The organism is Pseudomonas oryzihabitans, from assembly GCF_024652905.1.
GTDB classification, from domain to species: Bacteria; Pseudomonadota; Gammaproteobacteria; order Pseudomonadales; family Pseudomonadaceae; genus Chryseomonas; species Chryseomonas benzopyrenica.
Genome location: NZ_CP102428.1, coordinates 835857 through 855747, shown reverse-complemented (window position 1 = coordinate 855747; position 19891 = coordinate 835857). Strand labels below are relative to the sequence as shown.

Genomic DNA, 19891 nt, shown 5'->3' with positions numbered 1-19891 from the left:
AGCGCCATGACCTTTACCTACGAACACTTCATCGCCCTCCTGCCGATCATCATCACCGGCCTCACCGCCGTGGTGGTGATGCTGGGCATCGCTTGGCGGCGGGATCACACCATCATCCCGACCCTGGGCGTGATCGGTCTCAACCTGGCCCTGCTGTCCTGCATCCTGGCCCTGGGCGTCGGCGCCATCGACGTCACCCCGCTGCTGCGCATCGACGGCTTCAGCTGCTTCTACATGGCGCTGATCCTGATCGCCACCCTGGCCTGCATGACCCTGTCGCACGCCTACATGGAAGGCTATCCGGGCAACCGTGAAGAGCTGTACCTGCTGCTGCTGATCTCCGCCACCGGCGGTCTGGTGCTGGTGGCGGCGCAGAACGTCGCCGGCCTGTTCATCGGCCTGGAACTGCTGTCGGTACCGGTCTACGGCCTGGTGGCCTACAGCTACTTCAATCGCCGTTCCCTGGAAGCCGGCATGAAGTATCTGGTGCTGTCCGCCGCCGGCTCGGCCATCCTGCTGTTCGGCATGGCCCTGCTCTACGCCCAGTCCGGCAGCCTGAACTTCGCTGACATCGGCATGCAGATGGACGCTCCGGCCAGCACCGGCCTGCTGATGGAAATCGGCCTTGGCATGCTGATCGTCGGCCTCGGCTTCAAGCTGTCCCTGGTGCCCTTCCATCTCTGGACTCCGGACGTCTACGAGGGCTCGCCGGCTCCGGTCGGCGCCTTCCTGGCCACCGCCAGCAAGGTCGCCGTCTTCGCCGTGCTGGTACGGGTGTTCCAGACCATGCCCATGGCCACCGAAGACGGCTGGCTGCACGATGCCATCGCCTTCATCGCCATCGCCTCCATGCTGGTGGGCAACCTGCTGGCGCTGATGCAGAGCAACCTCAAGCGGCTGCTGGGTTACTCCTCCATCTCCCACTTCGGTTACCTGCTGGTGGCGGTGGCCTCGGGCGAAGGCCTGTCGATGGAAGCCGTGGCGGTCTACCTGGTGACCTATGTCTTCACCAGCCTGGGCGCCTTCGGCGTGATCACCCTGATGTCCAGCCCGAGCAACGGTCAACGTGACGCCGATGCCCTGTTCGAGTACCGCGGCCTGTTCTGGCGCCGTCCGTACCTGACCGCGGCGCTGACGGTGATGATGCTGTCCCTGGCCGGCATCCCGCTCACCGCTGGCTTCATCGGCAAGTTCTACGTCATCACCGTGGGCGTGGAAGCAGGCATGTGGTGGCAGACCGCGGCCATCGTGCTGGGCAGCGCCATCGGCCTGTTCTACTACCTGCGCGTGATGGTCACCCTGTACCTGACCGAGCAGGGCTTGCAGCGCCACGATGCGCCGATGAACTGGGGTCAGCGCGCCGGTGGCGTGATGCTGATCGCCATTTCCATCGCCACCTTCGTGCTGGGTGTCTATCCGCAGCCGCTGCTGCAACTGGCACAGCTGACGGTGTTCTGATCCCAGACGCCGCCCACGATCCCCGCTTCGGCGGGGATCGTCGTTTCTGGGGTCACGGCTTGTTTGAAAAGTCGCCGAGCGAAGGTTAGGCAAGGCAAAAATCCGTGAGGAAGCGGATCGGACTCGCGCTCGAGTTTACGAATGGTAAATGAGCATTCCGACCGAGCTGGCGATCCAGCGGATTTTTAACGCTGCATGACCGAGCGCAGGCACTTTTCAGACAAAGCCGCCGCCCTTGGCAGGGGCGCACCGCGAACGCTACCCTCGACCCCTACTCTGCCTTCTTCTGCCCTTTTCTGGAGACCGCTTTCTCCCATGCCTGCGTTGAAACCCCTCGCCCTGACCATCGGCCTGCTGCTTGGCAGCCAGGCTTTCGCCGCCCCTGTGTTCGATGTCACCGAACTGGGTGACCCGGCAACCGCCTGTACCGACCTCGACACCTTCGTCAATGCCAAGTGGGTGGCGGCCAACCCCATCCCGCCGGACAAGTCGCGCTGGGGTTCCTTCATGGCCCTGGGGGAAAAATCACTCAACGACCAGCACGCCATCCTGCAACGTGCCGCGCGCTCGGCGGATCGCGCGGAAGCGGGTTCGGTAGAACAGAAGATCGGCTGGCTGTATCGCTCGGGCATGGACGAAGCCGCCATCGAGCGCGCCGGCTATCAGCCGATCCAGGCGCAACTGGCCGCCATCGATGAGCTACGCACCACGGCCGACGTGGTGAAGTACCTGCAACAGAGCTTCGCCCGCGGCGACATGCAGGTGTTCTCCTTCGGTTCCGGCGCCGACTACCAGAATGCCAAGCAGCAGATCGCCTATGCCTACCAGAGCGGCCTGGGCCTGCCCACCCCCGATTACTACACCGAGGCCGACTACGCCAAGCTGCGCCAGGCCTATTTGGGTCACATCGCCCGACTGCTGGTCCTGACCGGGGTATCCAAGGCCCAGGCGGCCGCCCAGGCCGAGCTGGTACTGGCCTTCGAGAGTCGCCTGGCGCGCGCCTCGGTCAAGCCGGTGGAGCTGCGCAATCCGGAGAACCAGTATCATTACCTGAGCTTCGCCGAAGCCAACAAGGTCACGCCGCATTTCGACTGGCAAGCCTTCTTCGCCAGCCAGGGCGTCACTGGCCAGCAGGGTTTTTCCTTGTCCCAGCCCGGCTTCTTCGCCGAATTCGACCGGATGCTGGCCGAGACCCCCATCGAGCAATGGCAGGCCTATCTGCGCGCCCATGTGATCGACGATGCCGCGCCGCTCCTGTCCAAGCCCTTCCAGCAGGAGAGCTTCGACTTCAACCAGAAGACCCTAAGCGGCCAGCAGCAGCAGAGCGAACGCTGGAAGCGGGTGCTGCGCGCAGTCAACGGTGCCATGGGCGAAGGCCTTGGCCAGCTCTATGTGCAGGAGCACTTCTCGCCCCAGGCCAAGGCCCGCGCCCAGGAGCTGGTGGACAACGTGATGCTGGCGCTCAAGGCGCGCATCGAGCGGCTCGACTGGATGAGCCCCGAGACCAAGCAGAAGGCGCTGGCCAAGTGGGACAGCTTCCTGCCCAAGATCGGCTATCCCGAGCGCTGGCGCGACTGGAGCGGCCTTACCCTCAAGTCCCAGGGCTTCTACGCCAACCTGGAAGCCGCCTCGCGCTTCAACTATCGCCATGACCTGGACAAGATCGGCAAGCCCACCGACCGCCAGGAATGGGGCATGTACCCGCAGACGGTCAATGCCTACTACAGCCCCACCGACAACACCATCAACTTCCCCGCCGCCATCCTGCAGCCGCCGTTCTTCTATCCGGACGGCGACGATGCCATCAACTACGGCGGTATCGGCGCGGTGATCGGCCACGAGGCCAGCCATGGTTTCGACGACCAGGGCAGCAAGTTCGACGGCGCCGGCAACCAGGTGGACTGGTGGACCCCGGCCGATCGCAAGGCCTTCGAGGCCCGCACCGGCAAGCTGGTTGAGCAATTCGACAACTATCGTCCGCTGCCGGACCACCCGGACCTGCACGTCAACGGCAAGCTCACCCTGGGCGAGAACATCGGCGATCTCGGCGGCATCAATGCAGCCTACGACGCCCTGCAACTGGCGCTGGCGAAGAAGCCGGAGGAAGCCAACCGCACCCTCGATGGCTACACCCAGCAGCAGCGCTTCTTCCTCAACTGGGCACGGGTCTGGCGCAGCTCTGTGCGTGAGGAACAGCTACGCCTCTCGCTCAACACCGATCCCCATGCGCCCATGAGATTCCGCGCCATCGGCGCGCCGTCCAACATGCCGTCCTTTGCCCAGGCGTTCAGCTGCAAGGTGGGCGATGCCATGGTCCGACCGGACGAGAAACGCGTGGAAATCTGGTGAGGGGCCGGGGGCGTCCGGTGAACGGGTATCGCTTTTGCATCGGCTGTCGCCCCTCCCTGCCGGCGCCCCTTCCATGCCCCTAGAACTCGCCTTTGCCGAAGCCACCGCGACCGGTCCGCGCAAGGAAAACCAGGACGCCTTGCGCAGCGTCCAGCCCAGTGCGGCCCTGGCGGCGACCAAGGGACATCTGTTCGCCCTGGCCGATGGCGTCAGCGGCTGTCCGGACGGTGGCCTGGCCGCGCGCGCGACGCTCCAGGCCCTGGCCCAGGACTACTACTCCACGCCGGAGACCTGGCCGGTGGCCCAGGCCCTGGAACGGCTGCTGCTGGCGCAGAATCGCTGGCTGCAGGCCGCCGGCAATGGCCAGCCACTGCTGACGACCCTTACCGCCCTGGTGATCCGCGGGCGGCGCTACACCCTGGCCCATGTCGGCGACTGCCGTGCCTATCGCTGGCATGGCGGTCGGCTGACCTGTCTCACCGTCGACCACGTCTGGCAGCAGGCCGGCATGCAGCATGTGCTGACTCGGGCCCTGGGGCTGGAGAACCACCTGGTGGTGGATTTTCGCGAAGGCGAGCTGGACGCCGGCGAAACCCTGCTGCTGGTGAGTGACGGCGTCTGGGCGGCACTGGGCGAAGACAGCATGAGGCATATCCTGGTCGATGGCGTCATGGATCTGGATGCTACGGCCCAGGCTCTGGTTGCCGGCGCCCTGCATGCCGGCGGCCAGGATAACGCCAGCGCCCTGCTGGTGCGGGTCGACCGCCTACCGGACATCTCCCTGGCCGACACCCTGGCCAATGCCGATACCTGGCCGCCGCTGCCCGCCTTGAAGCCCGGCCAGGCCTTCGAAGGCTGGACGGTGGTGGAGCGTCTGGCCGAATCGCGGCAATCGCTGCTCTATAGGGTCACGGACGAAGCTGGCCGCCCCTGGCTGCTCAAGACCCTGCCCGCGGCGCTGCAATTCGACACCCTGGCCGGTCATGCCCTGCTCATGGAGGAATGGTTCCTGCGCCGCGTCGCCGGCCGCGCCTTCGTCGAGGTGCATCCGCTGCCCCAGCGCGCCCATCTCTATTTCGTGCAGCGCGAGTATCCCGGGCGCACCCTGGCACAACAGCTGGCCAGCGACGGACCCCTGGCGCTGGCCGACTGGCTGGACGTCGCCTCACGCCTGTTGCGTGCCCTCGGCCAGCTGCACCGACGCAACATCCTCCATCGTGACATCAAGCCGGACAATCTGCATCGCGGCCAGGACGGTGAGCTGCGCCTGCTGGATTTTGGCCTGGCCTATTGCCCGCAACTGTCCCAGGATCTGCAGGACAGCCCGGGCACCCCCAGCTACCGCGCTCCGGAGTCCTTCGAGGGCGCCGCGCCGAGTCCGACCCAGGATCTCTATGCCGCTGGCGTGACCCTCTACCAGCTGCTGACCGGCGGCTATCCCTACGGCGAGGTGGAACCCTTCCAGCGCCCACGCTTCGGCGCGCCCGCCAGCGTCCTGCGCCGGCGCCCGGATGCGCCGGCCTGGCTGGAAGACTGGCTGCAACGCGCCGTGGCGGTAGAGCCGGGCGATCGCTTCGAAACCGCCGAAGAAGCCCTGCTGCTGTTGGAACAAGGCGAACGCCAACCCCTGACCCGCCCCTTGCCGCTGCTGCAGCGCGATCCCCTGCGCACCTGGCAGATCGTGGCGACCTGTTCGCTGACGCTGAATCTGTTGCTGATACTGCTCTGGCTCTATCGGCACTGATCGCGTGACGAAGTGGAGCAGCTTTTGCAGGCCACTGGCCAGCACCCTGTCCGAGCCCGCGCCATGTCCGATCACCAGATGCCCCCCGCCCTGCGCTTCATGCTCGCGGCGCGGCGCTGCGAATTGCAGCAGCTGGAAGGGCTCGCCCTGACGTGCGAGCTGGTGGAACGCGCCAGTGAACTGGTGCATGACCTGCAGCGCGAGCGAGGTTTCAGCAATGTTCTGCTGGGTACCGGCAACGATCGCTACCGCACCGCGCTGGAGCAGCATTCGACGACCGCGCGTCACAGCGAGGCTGGGCTGCGCGCCTGCCTGGAGGCCCTCGATGCCCGGGTGACCCAGGAACGGCCCCGGCTGCTCAATCGCATCGCCTGTGTCCTGCACCTGCTCGATGGCCTGAGCGGCCTGAGACGCGCCATCGTCGAACGCCGGGTGCAGATGCAGCAGGCCACGGGTACCTTCTCGCACCTTATCGGCAGCCTGCTGGCGGTCATCTTCGAGGCGGCGGACACGGCCAGCGATCCAGGTTTGAGCCGCGCGCTGGTCGCCCTGTTCAACTTCATGCAGGGCAAGGAACTGGCGGGCCAGGCTCGGGCGGTGGGCGTCGTCGGCTTCGCCCAGGGCTACTTCGACCAGGATCTGCTGGCGCGCCTGGATGAACTGGACGGTGGCCAGCTGCGCTGCTTCGCCGGCTTCCTCGACCACGCCGACGCCCGGGCAGCCGCCATCTGGGACGAGGTCCAGGGCTGCGCCTCACGGCAGCAGATCGAACAGCTGCGCACCATGGCCCGGCGCACCTCACCGACCACGCCGGTGGCAGGGGTCCTCGCCGAGCTCTGGTTCGAGCTCAATACCCGTCGTCTGGATGCCATGCAGGCAGTGGCCCAGCATCTGGTGGCGGCCTTGCGGACCCGGTGCGCGGCCAGCATCAGGGACGCCCAGGCTGATCTCGACAGCCACCGCAAACTGTCGCGGCGGCTGGCCGAACTCGACCGCGAACCGGGTCAGCCGCTGCTGTTCAGCCTGGCGGCCAATCCGGTGAGCGACACTGGGCCGGGCGAGGCGCCCGCCGGCATCCTCGACCTGCTGCAGGCCCAGACCCGGCGGCTGCACGAGGTCGAGGCGGAATTGCAGGAGACTCGCCAAGCGCTGGCCGAACGCAAGCTGCTGGAGCGCGCCAAGCAGCGTCTCATGGAGCAGTTGGCGCTGCCCGAAGCCGAAGCTCATCAGCATCTGCAGCGCCTGGCGATGCGCAGCGGCGTGGCCTTGGCCGAGGTGGTCCGCCGGATCCTGGCGCAGCCCGGCTGATACCGCAGCGTGCGCCCGGACGGCGCACATCGGCAGGGATTCGCCCCGCCACTGTGCGCCAGACGGCACCTCATCTCCAGCAAAGCCGCCATTCGGCGCTTGGCACGGTCTCTGCAATCACCCTCCTGAGCGAGTTTCGCTCCCACAGCATCTCCCGGACGACGGCGTCCACCCTCGCAGCCACGGCTGCCGAGCGTGGGCGCCGTTTTTTTATGCCCGCGCATTAAGGACAGACGATGGACGACAACTCCCGTAACGATGACCAGGCCGGTCGTGGACTCCCCCGCCGCAGTTTCCTCAAGCAGTCGCTCGGTATGCTGGGCGCGGGCGCGGCCCTCAGTCTGCTGCCGCCCGGTCTGAAATCCGCCGCCTGGGCAGCGGGCAGCGATACCGTGGAGACGACCAAGGCCAAGCTCGGCTTCATCGCCCTCACAGATGCTGCCCCGCTGTTCGTCGCCGATGAGCTGGGACTGTTCGCCAAGTACGGCATGACCGAGGTGGAGGTGCTCAAGCAGTCCTCCTGGGGCACCACCCGCGATAACCTGGTGCTGGGCTCGGCGGCCAACGGTATCGACGGCGCCCATATCCTCACGCCCATGGTCTATCAGCTGGCCGCCGGCAAGATCACCCCCAATGGCCAGCCGTTGCCCATGGCGCTGTTGGCCCGCCTGAACGTCGACGGCCAGGGCATCTCCTTGTCCAACGACTACCGGGAGCAGAAGATCGGCCTCGACGCCAGTGACTTCAAGAGCGCCCTGGCCGCCCGCCAGGCCGCCGGCAAGAAGACCTCGGCGGCCATGACCTTTCCCGGCGGTACCCATGATCTCTGGATCCGCTACTGGCTGGCGGCCAATGGCATAGATCCGAATCGGGACATCACCACTTTGGTAGTGCCCCGGCGCAGATGGTGGCCAACATGAAGGTGGGCAACATGGACACCTTCTGCGTCGGCGAGCCTTGGAACGCCCAGCTGATCAAGCAGAACATCGGCTACAGCGCCCTGACCACCGGCGAACTCTGGGCCAACCACCCAGAGAAGGCCCTGGCCCTGCGCGCCGACTACGTCCAGGCCAATCCCCGGGCCACCCTGGCACTGCTCAAGGCGGTACTGGAAGCTCAGCAGTATTGCGACGTGGCGGCCAACAAGGCCAAGGTCGCCGAGATCTGTGCCAAGCGCCGCTGGATTGGCGCGCCCGCCGACGACGTGGTCGGCCGCCTGCAGGGCACCTTCGACTACGGCACTGGCCGGGTCGTGCAGAACAGCCCGCACGTGATGAAGTTCTGGAACGAGCACGCCTCCTTCCCCTATCAGAGCCACGATCTCTGGTTCATCACCGAGAACCAGCGCTGGGGCTATCTGCCCGGCGATCTGGATGCCCAGGGGCTGATCGCCAAGGTCAACCGCGCCGATCTCTGGCGCGAAGCGGCGGCGGCCATCGGCGTGCCGACCGGCGACATCCCCAGCGGCAACTCGCGCGGCACGGAAACCTTCTTCGACGGCAAGGTGTTCGATCCCGCCGATCCCAAGGCCTATCTCGCCAGCCTGACGCTCAAGGTCTGACGTCCCCCCTTTTGCCAGAGGAGTTTCGCCCATGAACGCCCACACTTGGCCACCCAAGGCCCTCGCCACCTTTCGCCCGCAAACCCGCCTGCGTCGGCTTGGCCAGCAGGTGCTACGCAATGGCCTGCCCCCGCTGGTGGTGGGCGCCTTGCTACTGATTGTCTGGCAGCTGCTGTGCAGCCGTCCCGGCGCGGCCTTGCCGCCGCCTAGCCAGGTGGTCAGCGACACCTGGGAGCTGATCACCCAGCCCTTCTACGACAACGGCGGCAATGACGTGGGCATGGCCTGGCAACTGCTGGCCAGCCTCGAGCGCGTCGCCTACGGCTACCTGCTGGCCGCGGTGGCGGGCATCGCCCTGGGCGTGCTGGTGGGCCAGTCGGTCTGGGCCATGCGCGGCCTCGATCCGTTGTTCCAGGTGCTGCGCACCGTGCCACCGCTGGCCTGGCTGCCGCTGTCCCTGGCCGGCTTCAAGGACAGCCACCCCTCGGCCCTGTTCGTCATCTTCATCACCGCCATCTGGCCGATCATCATCAATACCTCGGTGGGCATCCGCAACATTCCCGAGGACTACCGCAACGTGGCGCGGGTGCTGCGCCTCAATGGCTGGGAGTACTTCCAGAAGATCATGCTGCCGGCGGCGGCGCCCTACATCTTCTCCGGCCTGCGCATCGGTGTCGGCCTGTCCTGGCTGGCCATCATCGCCGCCGAGATGCTGATCGGCGGCGTCGGCATCGGCTTCTTCATCTGGGATGCCTGGAACGCCTCGCGCATCAGCGACATCATCCTGGCGCTGGTCTACGTCGGCGTCATCGGCTTCCTGCTCGACCGGCTGGTGGCCTTCATCGGTCGTCTGGTCACCCGCGGCACCGCGAACTAGTGCGGTGTTTCAGAAGCTATCTACCCAATTTTGGCAGCGCTTTTTGCCCGCAGCGGCGGACCGCCCGGGGCGGCGTTGCCACTCGGGGCGCCTAGCCCGCTCGGGGCGCCTAGCCCGCTCGGGGCGCCGAACCGAACAAAAATCACTCGCCAATTCTTGCGCGAACTTCTGAAGCACCACACTAGAGGATTCCCATCATGGCCCAGCCCTATCTGAGCATCGAGCATATCGACAAGAGCTTCACCCGCAACGGCCTCACCTCCACGGTGCTGCGCGACGTCAATCTCAAGATCGAGCGCGGCGAGTACATCTCCATCATCGGCCACTCCGGCTGCGGCAAGTCCACGGTGCTCAACATCGTCGCCGGCCTGATCGAGCCGACCTCCGGCTCGATCCTGCTGGAGAATCGCGAGGTCCGCGGTCCGGGTCCCGAGCGCAGCCTGGTGTTCCAGAACCATTCGCTGCTGCCCTGGCTGACCGTCTACGAGAACGTCGCCCTGGCGGTGGACAAGGTGTTCAAGGGCACCAAGAGCAAGGCCGAACGCCACGCCTGGACGCTGCACAACCTGGAAATGGTCAACATGGGCCATGCCCTGCACAAGAGGCCCAGCGAAATCTCCGGCGGTATGAAGCAGCGGGTCGGCATCGCCCGCGCCCTGGCCATGCAGCCTAAGGTGCTCTTGCTGGACGAACCCTTCGGCGCCCTGGATGCCCTCACCCGGGCGCATCTGCAGGACGAAGTGATGCGCATCCAGAGCGAATTGCGCAATACGGTGATGATGATCACCCACGACGTGGACGAGGCAGTACTGCTCTCGGATCGCATCGTCATGATGACCAACGGCCCGGCGGCCACCATCGGTGAAATCCTCACCATCGACCTGCCGCGGCCTCGCGATCGCATCACCCTGGTGGACGATCCGCGCTACAACGGCTATCGCCACGCGGTGCTGAGCTTTCTCTATGAAAAGCACAGCCACCCCGGCGCGGTGGCCTGATCGCGCCCCCTTTCGAGGCACACCGCCTCGAAAGGGGGCAGCCGTCGGTGGCTATCGGCTCGGATCACCGCAGAATGCGGGCAGGCGGCAGCTGGCATGAAGCGTGCACCCTGCTAGCTATCAGCGGTCTTTCTTCAACGGCGAGGAAAGACCCTTTGGACAAAGGCGTCCCAGCTGCTTGCAGCGGGACGCCTTTTTTTTGCGTTACAGTCGCCACCCTGACTACGAGAGGTCACTACATGAGCGGGAAAGTCTGGTTGATCGGCGCCGGCCCCGGCGATCCCGAGTTGCTGACCCTCAAGGCGGTACGCGCCCTGGGCGAGGCCGAGGTGGTGATGATCGATGACCTGGTCAATCCGGCGGTGCTCGAACACTGCCCGGCCGCCCGGGTGATCCGCGTCGGCAAGCGCGGCGGCTGCCGCTCCACGCCACAGGCCTTCATCCACCGGCTGATGCTGCGCTACGCCCGCCAGGGCCGTTGCGTGGCCCGGCTCAAGGGTGGCGATCCCTGTATCTTCGGGCGTGCTGGCGAGGAAGCCGAATGGCTGGCCGCCCGCGGCGTCAGCAGCGAGATCGTCAATGGCATCACTGCCGGCCTGGCCGGCGCCACCGCCTGCGGCATCTCCCTGACCCTGAGGGGCGTGGCCCGCGGCGTTACCCTGGTCACCGCCCACACCCAGGACGACAGCGCGCCCAACTGGCCCGCCCTGGCGGCCACTGGCACTACCCTGGTGGTCTACATGGGCGTGGCGCGTCTGGCCGAGATTCAGCAGGGTCTGCTGGATGGTGGTCTCGCGCTGACCACCCCCGTGGCCATGATCGAGAACGCCTCCCTGCCCAGCCAACGCGAGTGCCGCTCGACCCTGCAGGACCTGCAGGTGGACGCCGCCCTCTTCCAGTTGCGCAGTCCGGCGATCCTGGTGATCGGCGAGGTGGTGGGCCAGGCGGCTCTGCAACAGGCGCTGAGCTTCGCCGCCCAGGCCTGAGCGGCGAACTCAGGCACCCCGCCGCCGTTCCTATGGGTAATCCCCCAGCAGAGCGGCGCCCATGGACCTCGTCATCGCCCGCCCGGACGGCCTCTACTGCCCGCCCGGCGACTTCTACATCGATCCCTGGCATCCGGTGGAACGTTCGGTCATCACCCATGGCCACGGCGACCATGCCCGGGTAGGCAACGGTCACTATCTCGCCACCTCGGGCAGTGCCGGCATCCTGCGCGCCCGGCTGGGGGCCGACATCAACCTCCAGACCCTGGAATACGGCGAGGTCATCGACCACCACGGGGTCAAGCTGAGCTTCCATCCGGCCGGCCATGTGCTGGGCTCGGCGCAAGTGCGCCTGGAATACCGTGGCGAGGTCTGGGTGGCCTCGGGTGATTACAAGGTGGAGCCCGATGGCACCTGCACCCCCTTCGAGCCGGTGCGCTGCCATACCTTCATCACCGAATCCACCTTTGGCTTGCCGATCTATCGCTGGCGACCCCAGGCGGAGATCTTCGCCGAGGTCAATGAATGGTGGCGCGCCAACCAGGCCCAGGGACTGGCCAGCGTCCTCTACAGCTATGCCTTCGGCAAGGCGCAGCGGCTCCTGCACGGCCTGGATCCGGAGATCGGCCCCATCCTCGCCCATGGCGCGGTGGAACCCCTGAACCGGGTCTATCGCGAGGCCGGGATTCGCATCCCCGAGACCCACTATGCCGGCGACTTCAAGAAGAGCGACCCCACGTTGCGCCAGGCGCTGATCATCGCCCCGCCCTCGGCCGGCGGCAGCACCTGGATCCGCCGCTTCGGCGAGCACAGCGACGCCTTCGCCAGCGGCTGGATGATGTTGCGCGGCACCCGCCGTCGGCGCGGAGTGGATCGTGGCTTCGTGCTCTCCGACCACGCTGACTGGCCGGGCCTGCTGTGGGCCATTGAGCAGACTGGCGCCGAGCGGGTGATGGTCACCCATGGTTCGGTGGCCACCCTGGTGCGCTATCTGCGCGATCAAGGTCTGGACGCCCAGGGCTTCACCACCGAATACGGTGAGGAAGACGACACCCCCGTCGCCACGGAGGCCCAGGCATGAAGGCCTTCGCCGAACTCTATGGCCGTCTCGACGCCACCACCTCCAGCAACGCCAAGCTGGCCGCCCTGGTGGACTACTTCGGCAGCGCCCCGGCCGCGGATGCCGCCTGGGCGGTGTACTTCCTCGCCGGCGGCCGCCCCCGGCGCCTGGTGCCGACGCGCCAGCTGCGTGAGCTGACCATGGCCCTCTCCGGCCTGCCCGAGTGGCTGTTCGAGGAGAGCTACCAGGCGGTCGGCGACCTGGCCGAGACCATGGCACTGCTTATCCCCACCGCCGATGCCGCCAATGCCGAAGGCTTGGCCTTCTGGCTGGAGGAATACCTGCTCCCCCTGCGCGGGCTGCCGCCGGAAGAGCTGGCCGAGCGCCTGCCGCCGCTCTGGGGCGAGCTGGATCGCCAGAGTCTGATGGTCTGCATCAAGCTGATCACCGGCGAATTCCGCGTCGGTGTCTCCAAGCTACTGGTGACCCGCGCCCTGGCCACCCTGGCGGACCTGGATCCCAAGCGGGTCGCCCAGCGCCTGGTGGGTTATACCGATCTCTCCCATCGCCCCACCGCCGAGGGCTATGCGCGCCTGGTCGCCCCGGAAAGTCCGGACGAACACGCCCAGCGCGGTGGCCAACCCTACCCCTTCTTTCTCGCCCATGCCCTGCAACTGCCGGTGGAGCAATTCGAGGCGCAACTGGGTCCGGCCGAAGACTGGCAGGTGGAATGGAAGTGGGACGGCATCCGCGCCCAGCTGGTCAAGCGTGACGGCCGGCTGTGGATCTGGTCGCGGGGCGAGGACCTGGTCACCGATCGCTTTCCCGAACTGCATCCCCTCGCGGAATCGCTGCCCGATGGCACCGTGATCGATGGCGAGATCGTGGTCTGGAAGGAAGACGCCGCCCCCGACACCCTGCTCAGCAGCGAGGAGGTCAGCGAGCACCAGGATGACCAGGATCCGGCCGCGCCCATCCCCTTCGGCGTGCAGCCCTTCGCCCTGCTGCAGCAACGCATCGGCCGCAAGACCCTGGGCAAGAAGATCCTCGAAGACGTACCGGTCATCCTGCTCGCCTACGACCTGCTCGAATGGCAGGGCCACGACCTGCGCAGCCAGCCGCAACGTCAGCGCCGCGCCGAGCTGGAACGGGTGGTGGCGCGCTGCGCCAGTCCGCTGCTGCGCCCCTCGCCGCTGCTACACGGCAAAGACTGGCAGGATCTCGCCCGCCAGCGCGAGGCCTCACGCACCCTGGGGGTCGAAGGCATGATGCTCAAGGCCCAGGATTCGCTCTATGGCGTCGGTCGTACCAAGGACATGGGCACCTGGTGGAAATGGAAGGTCGATCCCTTCTCGGTGGATGCGGTGCTCATCTATGCCCAGCGCGGCCATGGGCGGCGTGCCAGTCTCTATTCCGACTACACCTTCGCCGTCTGGGACGGTCCGCCGGAGAGCAACGAACGTACCCTGGTGCCCTTCGCCAAGGCCTATTCGGGGCTTACCGACGAGGAGATGCGCAAGGTGGATGCCATCGTCCGCCGCACCACGGTGGAGAAGTTCGGCCCGGTACGCAGTGTCGAGCCGACCCTGGTGTTCGAGCTGGGTTTCGAGGGCATCGCCCTGTCCAAGCGCCACAAGAGCGGCGTCGCCGTGCGCTTTCCGCGGATGCTGCGCTGGCGCCACGACAAGCCGGTGGCCGAAGCCGATACCCTCGACATCCTGCAGCAGCTGCTGGCCTAGCGGATGACCGGCCAGGCACCGCCACCGGTAGCCGATGGTGCCATAGGCGCGCCGCAGGAACCCCGCTGGGCCTTGGCGCTCGCTTGCCTCCCGGCCTTGGCGGCGATCCTGCTTGCCGGCTGGTGGACGGGGGCTTGGCTGCCTTGCGTGGTAGCCCTGGGTGGCGCCTATACCGTAGGCTTCGGCGCCTACAAGAGCTTTGCCGCAGAACCCTTGGCGCCCATGCTGGTGGCGGCGCTGGGGATGGCCTTTTCTGCCGTGGTTGGCTCTCTGCTGGGCCATCAGCTGCCGGCGCTGGTCATGGCCGGCGCCCTCTGGGCCGCCTGCTGCGCCTGGCTGTTCGCCGTCGGCAACGGCCCCTGGTGGATCACCCAGCAGTGGACGGTGGCCCTGCTGGTCGCTGGTGGCTTTCCCGGTGATCTGCAGCAAGCCTTGCTGCGGGGCGGCCTGGTGCTCGGCGGTGGGCTGCTGCAACTGCTGCTTTTCGCCCTGGTGCAAAAGGCCCTCTACCGCTCCCAGTGGCGGCTGCGCACCGGCTCCCTGAAGGCCCATCTCTGGGAAGTGGTAGCCCTGTTCGCCGACAGGTTACGGCTCGGCCGCTACGGCTTCTATGCGGCCGCCGTGGTCGCCCTCTGCCAGACCCTGACCGGCCTGCTCGACTACGGCCACGGCTACTGGGCGCCCATGACCGCCCTGCTGGTGCTCAAGCCGCGACTGGGCGACACCTGGCGGCGCGGCCTGGGTCGGCTGGGCGGCACCCTGGCCGGCTGCCTGCTGGCGGGCGCGGTGGTCTGGCTCGACGATACGCCCGCCGTCCTGGCCGGTGCCTGCCTGCTGTGCGCGGCGGGCGCCTATCTGCTGCAGGACGGGCGCTACTCGCTGCAGACGCTGTTCATCACCGGCACCACGGTGCTGATGGTCGCCCTGGCCGGCGCCCCCGAGGCGAGCATCGCCTGGGAACGGATCGGCAGCACCCTGCTGGGCGGTGCGGTTGCCCTGCTGTTCCTGGCGCTGGAAGCGGGCGTCGAACGAGGACTCGCCCGCCTTCAGCGACGCCGCCGGTTGCGCCAGGCGAACACCAGCAATCCTAGCAAGGCGCCCAGGTAGCTGCCATCGTGCATCCAGGCCGCCAGCAGGAAGCCACGGCTGTCCTGCACGCAGGCAGGAACCCGCTGCATGCTGCCTAGTTCCAGGACGAGCCAGCCCAGGCCCAGGCCCAGAAAGGCGAAGCTCAAGGCTCCGAACAGGACGGCCGCGCTGCCGCGCCAGAGATAGCGCTCCATGGCAGCACGCCCGCGCGCCAGCCAGAGCAGCGCCAGACCCAGCGGCAGGCCTGCCACCGCGCCGGCCTGCAGGCCGACCCTCGCCGCTCGCCAGCGCGGCGCCACATCGGTGTCGAGCAAACCGAACTGCGGAAATTTCAGGCAGTGGAAGTAGTCCGGACCTATGCGGTAGCTGAGCTGGTCATGCAGCGCCCCATAGAGCGCGGCCAGGGCGATCAGCGCCAATAGCCTGCCCAGGCCTCGCGCCACCGGCTAGCCCAGGGCCTTGTGGTAGCTGTGCAACCCCGCTCCCAGCGGTCGCGGCAGATAGCCACAGTGTTGGTAGCCACACCGCTCATAGAAGGCTGCCGCCTGGGCAGTGCGCAGATACGCGACCTGAGCACCCTGGGCGCGTGCCTTGGCTTCCGCCTGCTGCAGGAGTTGCCGACCCAATCCACGCTGGCGATGCCCCTCATCCACCCAGAGCACCTCGATCTCCAGACCCTGCCAGAACACTCGCCCCAAGAGGCCGGCAATGACTCGGGAATCCTCGATGATGACCAGCTGTAGCGGGACGTCGGCCGACTCATCGGCCAACTGCGGGTGCTGAGCGCTGACAAACGCCTGGAAACCCTGGGCCACCGCTGCCGCCTGATCAACGCTCGCCTGGTGAACCCTGGCCAGCTGCACAGCCTTGCCCCGAACGGCCATTGTTTTTGCTCCCGTTTCCTTTACACCCAGCCACGGCGAATGATTGCTACCGAACCGATACGACCGCTCATCGAGCCGGCTCTTCTGCTACCTTTCTGCCCACCTTTGGCGCAGGCGTATCTTTTTAGACCCAAAGCGGTGCGTTCGTCCGCCCTGGGCAGGAAAGCCGCGCCTTTCCGGTGCATAATGCGCGCCGCTCGGCTGGGTCGGCTGCGACAGGATGTAACCAACGCGGCAACCGCGTACAGATTTGGGACGATCTTCGCCGACTGGTAAGCTTATTGCTCCCGCGAGGGCACGGGCGTCGTACTGGCGCCATGATTTCATCCACATTCGCACTAGGATCCGACATGAAAAAAAGCTGGCTGACTCTCTCTGCGCTCGCCCTGTGTCTGGCCGCCGGTTCGGCGATGGCCAAGGAATGGAAAGAGATCCGCTTCGGTGTGGACACCACCTACCCGCCTTTCGAATCCCAGGCCGCCGATGGTAGCTTTGTCGGCTTCGACATCGAACTGGGCAACGCCATCTGCGAAAAGCTGGAAGTGAAGTGCAAGTGGGTGGTGAGTGACTTCGACGGCCTGATCCCCGGCCTGCGGGCACGCAAGTTCGACGGCATCCTGTCCTCGCTGACCAAGACCCCGGCCCGTGCCGAACAGATCGACTTCTCCGACCTGCTGTGGTCGGGTCCCTCCTCCATGGTCGTCAAGGAAGGCTCCAACCTGCAGGCCACTCCGGAAAGCCTGAAGGGCAAGACCGTCGGCGTGCAGCAGGGCACCATCCAGGAAACCTTCGCCAAGCAGAAGCTGGCGCCCAACGGCGTCAACGTCCAGAGCTACCAGAACCAGGATCAGGTCTATGCCGACCTGGTGTCGGGCCGTATCGACGTCGCCATGCAGGACATGCTGCAGGCCGAGGGTGGCTTCATGAAGTCGCCCCAGGGCAAGGGCTACGTCAACACCGCCATCCACGACGAGCTGCTGCCGGCCGATACCGCCGTCGGTATCCGCAAGGGCAACGACGAGTTCAAGACCTTCGTCAACAAGGGCATCGCGGCCATCCACGCCGACGGTACCTATGACAAGATCCAGAAGAAGTACTTCGGCGACCTGAACCTCTACGATCCCAAGTAAGGTTCGCTCGGCAGACGCCCCCGGTGCCACCGGGGGCGTTTTACGTATGACCGTTGGCGCTCACCATGCCCGCGGCCTCACCAGGCGATTCTCCCAAGACGCATGCAGCAGAATTCCTTCGACTCCTTCTTGCAGTCCATCGGACTGGGCACGCTCAGCCTGCATGGCTACGGCCCGCTGATCCTGGAAGGCACCCTGACGACCCTCAAGCTCGCCGGCTTCGCGCTGGTGGTGGCGGTCATCCTCGGCCTGCTCGGCGCCTCGGCCAAGCTGTCGCGCCTCGCCCCCCTGCGCTTCATTGCCCAGAGCTACACCACCCTGATCCGTGGCGTGCCCGATCTGGTGTTGATGCTGCTGATCTTCTACAGCCTGCAGAACTGGCTGGGCGCCCTCACCGACTACATGGGTTGGGATTACATCGACATCGATCCCATGGCCGCCGGTATCGCCACCCTCGGTTTCATCTACGGCGCCTACTTCACCGAGACCTTTCGCGGCGCCATCCTCGCCGTACCGCGCGGTCAGGGCGAGGCTGCCGTGGCCTATGGCCTGACCCGCTGGCAGACCTTCACCCTGATCACCTTCCCGCAGATGATGAGATTCGCCCTGCCCGGTATCGGCAACAACTGGCAGGTGCTGCTCAAGGCCACCGCGCTGGTCTCCATCATCGGCCTGGCCGATCTGGTCCGCGCCTCCCAGGAAGCCGGCAAGGGCACCTTCAAGCTGTTCTACTTCCTGATCGTCGCCGGCGTCATCTATCTGCTCATCACCGCCGTGACCAACGCCATCCTCGGGGCCCTGGAACGGCGCTATCACGTCGGCGTGCGGGAGGCCAAGCGATGATCGAACTCCTCCAGCAATACTGGAAGCCCCTGCTGTGGACCGATGGCTACCACATCACCGGCCTGGCCATGACCCTCTGGCTGCTGGTGGCCTCGGTGGTGATCGGCTTCGTCGTTTCGGTGCCCCTGTCGGTGGCCCGGGTCTCGGAGCGCCGCTGGCTGCGCTGGCCGATCGGCTTCTACACCTACGTCTTTCGTGGCACCCCGCTCTATCTGCAGCTGCTGATCTGCTACACCGGCATCTACAGCCTGGGCTTCGTGCGTGACCAGCCCATGCTGGGCAGCTTCTTCCGTGACGGCCTGAACTGCACCATCCTGGCCTTCGCCCTGAACACCTGCGCCTACACCACGGAGATCTTCGCCGGGGCCATCCGCAACACGCCCCATGGCGAGGTCGAGGCGGCCAAGGCCTATGGCCTGGACGGCTGGCGGCTGTACGTGCACGTGATCCTGCCTTCGGCGCTGCGCCGCTCGCTGCCCTTCTACAGCAACGAAGTCATCATGATGCTGCACTCCACCACCCTGGCCTTTACCGCCACGGTACCGGACCTGCTCAAGATCGCCCGCGATGCCAACACCGCCACCTTCCTGACCTTCCAGGCCTTCGGCCTGGCCGCGTTGCTGTACCTGGCGGTGTCCTTCATCCTGATCGGCCTGTTCCGCCTGGCGGAGCGCCGCTGGCTGGCCTTCCTCGGCCCGACCCACTGACCCAAGCGGCCGCGCCTGGCGCGGCCCCGGAGTTGTCATGCGCCATCTCACCCATCCGCTGGTCGCCCCGGTCCCGGGCACCGAGCGCTGCATCCACAGCTTCCACTTCGGCCCCGCCGAGAGTGGCCGCAAGGTCTATATTCAGGCCTCGCTGCATGCCGACGAATTGCCCGGCATGCTCACCGCCTGGCACCTCAAGCAGCGTCTCCGGGCGCTGGAAGCCGCCGATGAGCTGCTGGCGGAGGTGGTGCTGGTGCCGGTGGCCAACCCCATCGGCCAGGACCAGCAGGTCGCCGACGTGCACCTGGGTCGCTACGAGCTGGAAACGGGCCAGAACTTCAACCGCCGCTTCCGCGACATGACCGCCCAGGTCGAAGCCGCCATCGCCGAGCGCCTGGGTGACGACGTGGCCGCCAACCAGGCCCTGGTACGCGAGGCCTTCCGCACGGCCCTGGCCGCCGAAACCGCCAGCACCCAGCTCGACAGCCAGCGCCTGACCCTGCAGCGCCTGGCCTGCGACGCCGAGGTGGTGCTCGACCTGCATTGCGATTTCGACGCCGTCGCCCACCTCTACACCACGCCGGAAGCCTGGCCCCAGGTGGAGCCGCTGGCGCGTTACTTCGGTTCCGAGGCCAGCCTGCTCGCCACCGACTCGGGCGGCCAGTCCTTCGACGAATGCTTCACCCTGCTCTGGTGGAATCTCCATCAGCGCTTCGGCGAGCGGCTGCCGCTGGGCAGCCTGTCGGTGACCCTGGAACTGCGCGGCCAGCTGGACGTGCGCGACGAACTCGCCGCGGCGGACGCCGAGGCCATCGTCAACTACCTACGTCATCAGGGCTTCCTGAGCGGCGTCGCCGCACCGCTGCCGCCCCTGCTGCAACCGGCCACGCCCCTGGCGGCGGTCGAGCCCGTGGCGAGCTCCCAGGGGGGCGTGCTGGTACTCAAGGCCCAGGTAGGCGAGCGCATCGAGGTCGGTCAGGTGCTGGCGCAGGTCATCGACCCCATCAGCGATCGCGTGGAGGAGGTCCGCAGCGCCGTCGCTGGCATCCTCTATGCGCGCTCCAATCGCCGCATGGCCACGGCTGGCATGGTGATCGCACACGTGGCGGGCACCGAGGCCTATCGCAGCGGCTACCTGCTCTCGCCGTGACCCCTACC

At 66.6% G+C, this 19891-nt stretch carries 16 protein-coding genes and 1 pseudogene; 15 read left to right on the top strand and 2 right to left on the bottom strand.

Translation table 11 applies throughout. From position 1 onward, the window contains the following. Positions 1-6 precede the first annotated feature (6 nt). From nuoN to NRG74_RS03960, 11 genes and pseudogenes are all read left to right on the top strand, one after another. A complete protein-coding gene (gene nuoN / locus NRG74_RS04015) occupies positions 7-1458 on the top strand; it encodes an NADH-quinone oxidoreductase subunit NuoN (RefSeq protein ID WP_257705762.1) in 1452 nt (483 codons plus the stop codon). A gap of 315 nt (positions 1459-1773) precedes the next feature. Beyond that, positions 1774-3807: a M13 family metallopeptidase gene (locus NRG74_RS04010; protein ID WP_257705761.1), complete on the top strand. Its 2034-nt coding sequence runs from the start codon at positions 1774-1776 to the stop codon at positions 3805-3807. Positions 3808-3880: 73 nt separating this feature from the next. Then, positions 3881-5551 (top strand): bifunctional protein-serine/threonine kinase/phosphatase, encoded by a 1671-nt coding sequence (locus tag NRG74_RS04005; protein WP_257705760.1) that lies wholly within the window; start codon positions 3881-3883, stop codon positions 5549-5551. Between the two features lie 63 nt (positions 5552-5614). Next, positions 5615-6859, top strand: coding sequence for a nitrate- and nitrite sensing domain-containing protein (locus NRG74_RS04000; protein WP_257705759.1), 1245 nt, complete (start codon positions 5615-5617; stop codon positions 6857-6859). A 236-nt stretch (positions 6860-7095) separates the two neighbouring features. Continuing rightward, a pseudogene (locus tag NRG74_RS24455) lies at positions 7096-8420 on the top strand (CmpA/NrtA family ABC transporter substrate-binding protein). Between the two features lie 31 nt (positions 8421-8451). Then, positions 8452-9297, top strand: coding sequence for a nitrate ABC transporter permease (gene ntrB / locus NRG74_RS03985; RefSeq protein WP_257705756.1), 846 nt, complete (start codon positions 8452-8454; stop codon positions 9295-9297). Positions 9298-9494: 197 nt separating this feature from the next. Next, complete coding sequence (locus NRG74_RS03980; protein ID WP_184287133.1) at positions 9495-10295, top strand: ABC transporter ATP-binding protein; 801 nt, start codon at positions 9495-9497, stop codon at positions 10293-10295. Between the two features lie 239 nt (positions 10296-10534). Next, complete coding sequence (gene cobA, locus NRG74_RS03975) at positions 10535-11281, top strand: uroporphyrinogen-III C-methyltransferase (protein ID WP_257705755.1); 747 nt, start codon at positions 10535-10537, stop codon at positions 11279-11281. A gap of 61 nt (positions 11282-11342) precedes the next feature. Next, positions 11343-12362, top strand: a complete 1020-nt coding sequence (locus tag NRG74_RS03970) for a ligase-associated DNA damage response exonuclease (protein ID WP_257705754.1) — start codon at positions 11343-11345, stop codon at positions 12360-12362. Continuing rightward, a complete protein-coding gene (locus NRG74_RS03965; protein ID WP_257705753.1) occupies positions 12359-14080 on the top strand; it encodes an ATP-dependent DNA ligase in 1722 nt (573 codons plus the stop codon). The genes NRG74_RS03970 and NRG74_RS03965 overlap by 4 nt, the downstream gene beginning before the upstream one ends. 72 nt (positions 14081-14152) lie before the next feature. Then, complete coding sequence (locus NRG74_RS03960; RefSeq protein ID WP_257705752.1) at positions 14153-15187, top strand: FUSC family protein; 1035 nt, start codon at positions 14153-14155, stop codon at positions 15185-15187. Here the strand turns inward: NRG74_RS03960 and NRG74_RS03955 are convergent. Together NRG74_RS03955 and NRG74_RS03950 are read right to left on the bottom strand one after the other, a co-directional pair. Then, the gene (locus tag NRG74_RS03955; protein WP_257705751.1) at positions 15127-15612 is read right to left on the bottom strand and encodes a hypothetical protein; all 486 of its coding nucleotides are present in this window, start codon (positions 15610-15612) and stop codon (positions 15127-15129) included. The genes NRG74_RS03960 and NRG74_RS03955 overlap by 61 nt on opposite strands. Positions 15613-15615: 3 nt before the next feature. After that, positions 15616-16053: a GNAT family N-acetyltransferase gene (locus tag NRG74_RS03950; RefSeq protein WP_257705750.1), complete on the bottom strand. Its 438-nt coding sequence runs from the start codon at positions 16051-16053 to the stop codon at positions 15616-15618. A gap of 350 nt (positions 16054-16403) precedes the next feature. Here NRG74_RS03950 and NRG74_RS03945 point away from each other — a divergent pair, with 350 nt between their 5' ends. The 4 genes from NRG74_RS03945 (at position 16404) to NRG74_RS03930 (ending at position 19883) form a co-directional block, all read left to right on the top strand. Continuing rightward, positions 16404-17183: an ABC transporter substrate-binding protein gene (locus tag NRG74_RS03945; RefSeq protein WP_064308980.1), complete on the top strand. Its 780-nt coding sequence runs from the start codon at positions 16404-16406 to the stop codon at positions 17181-17183. 102 nt (positions 17184-17285) lie between these two features. Beyond that, entirely contained in the window at positions 17286-18026 is a 741-nt protein-coding gene (locus tag NRG74_RS03940; protein ID WP_184287087.1) for an ABC transporter permease, read from the top strand. Next, entirely contained in the window at positions 18023-18733 is a 711-nt protein-coding gene (locus NRG74_RS03935; RefSeq protein WP_064308978.1) for an ABC transporter permease, read from the top strand. Before NRG74_RS03940 ends, NRG74_RS03935 begins: the two co-directional genes overlap by 4 nt. 37 nt (positions 18734-18770) lie before the next feature. Next, entirely contained in the window at positions 18771-19883 is a 1113-nt protein-coding gene (locus NRG74_RS03930) for a succinylglutamate desuccinylase/aspartoacylase family protein (protein WP_257705749.1), read from the top strand. The last annotated feature ends 8 nt before the right edge of the window (positions 19884-19891 follow it).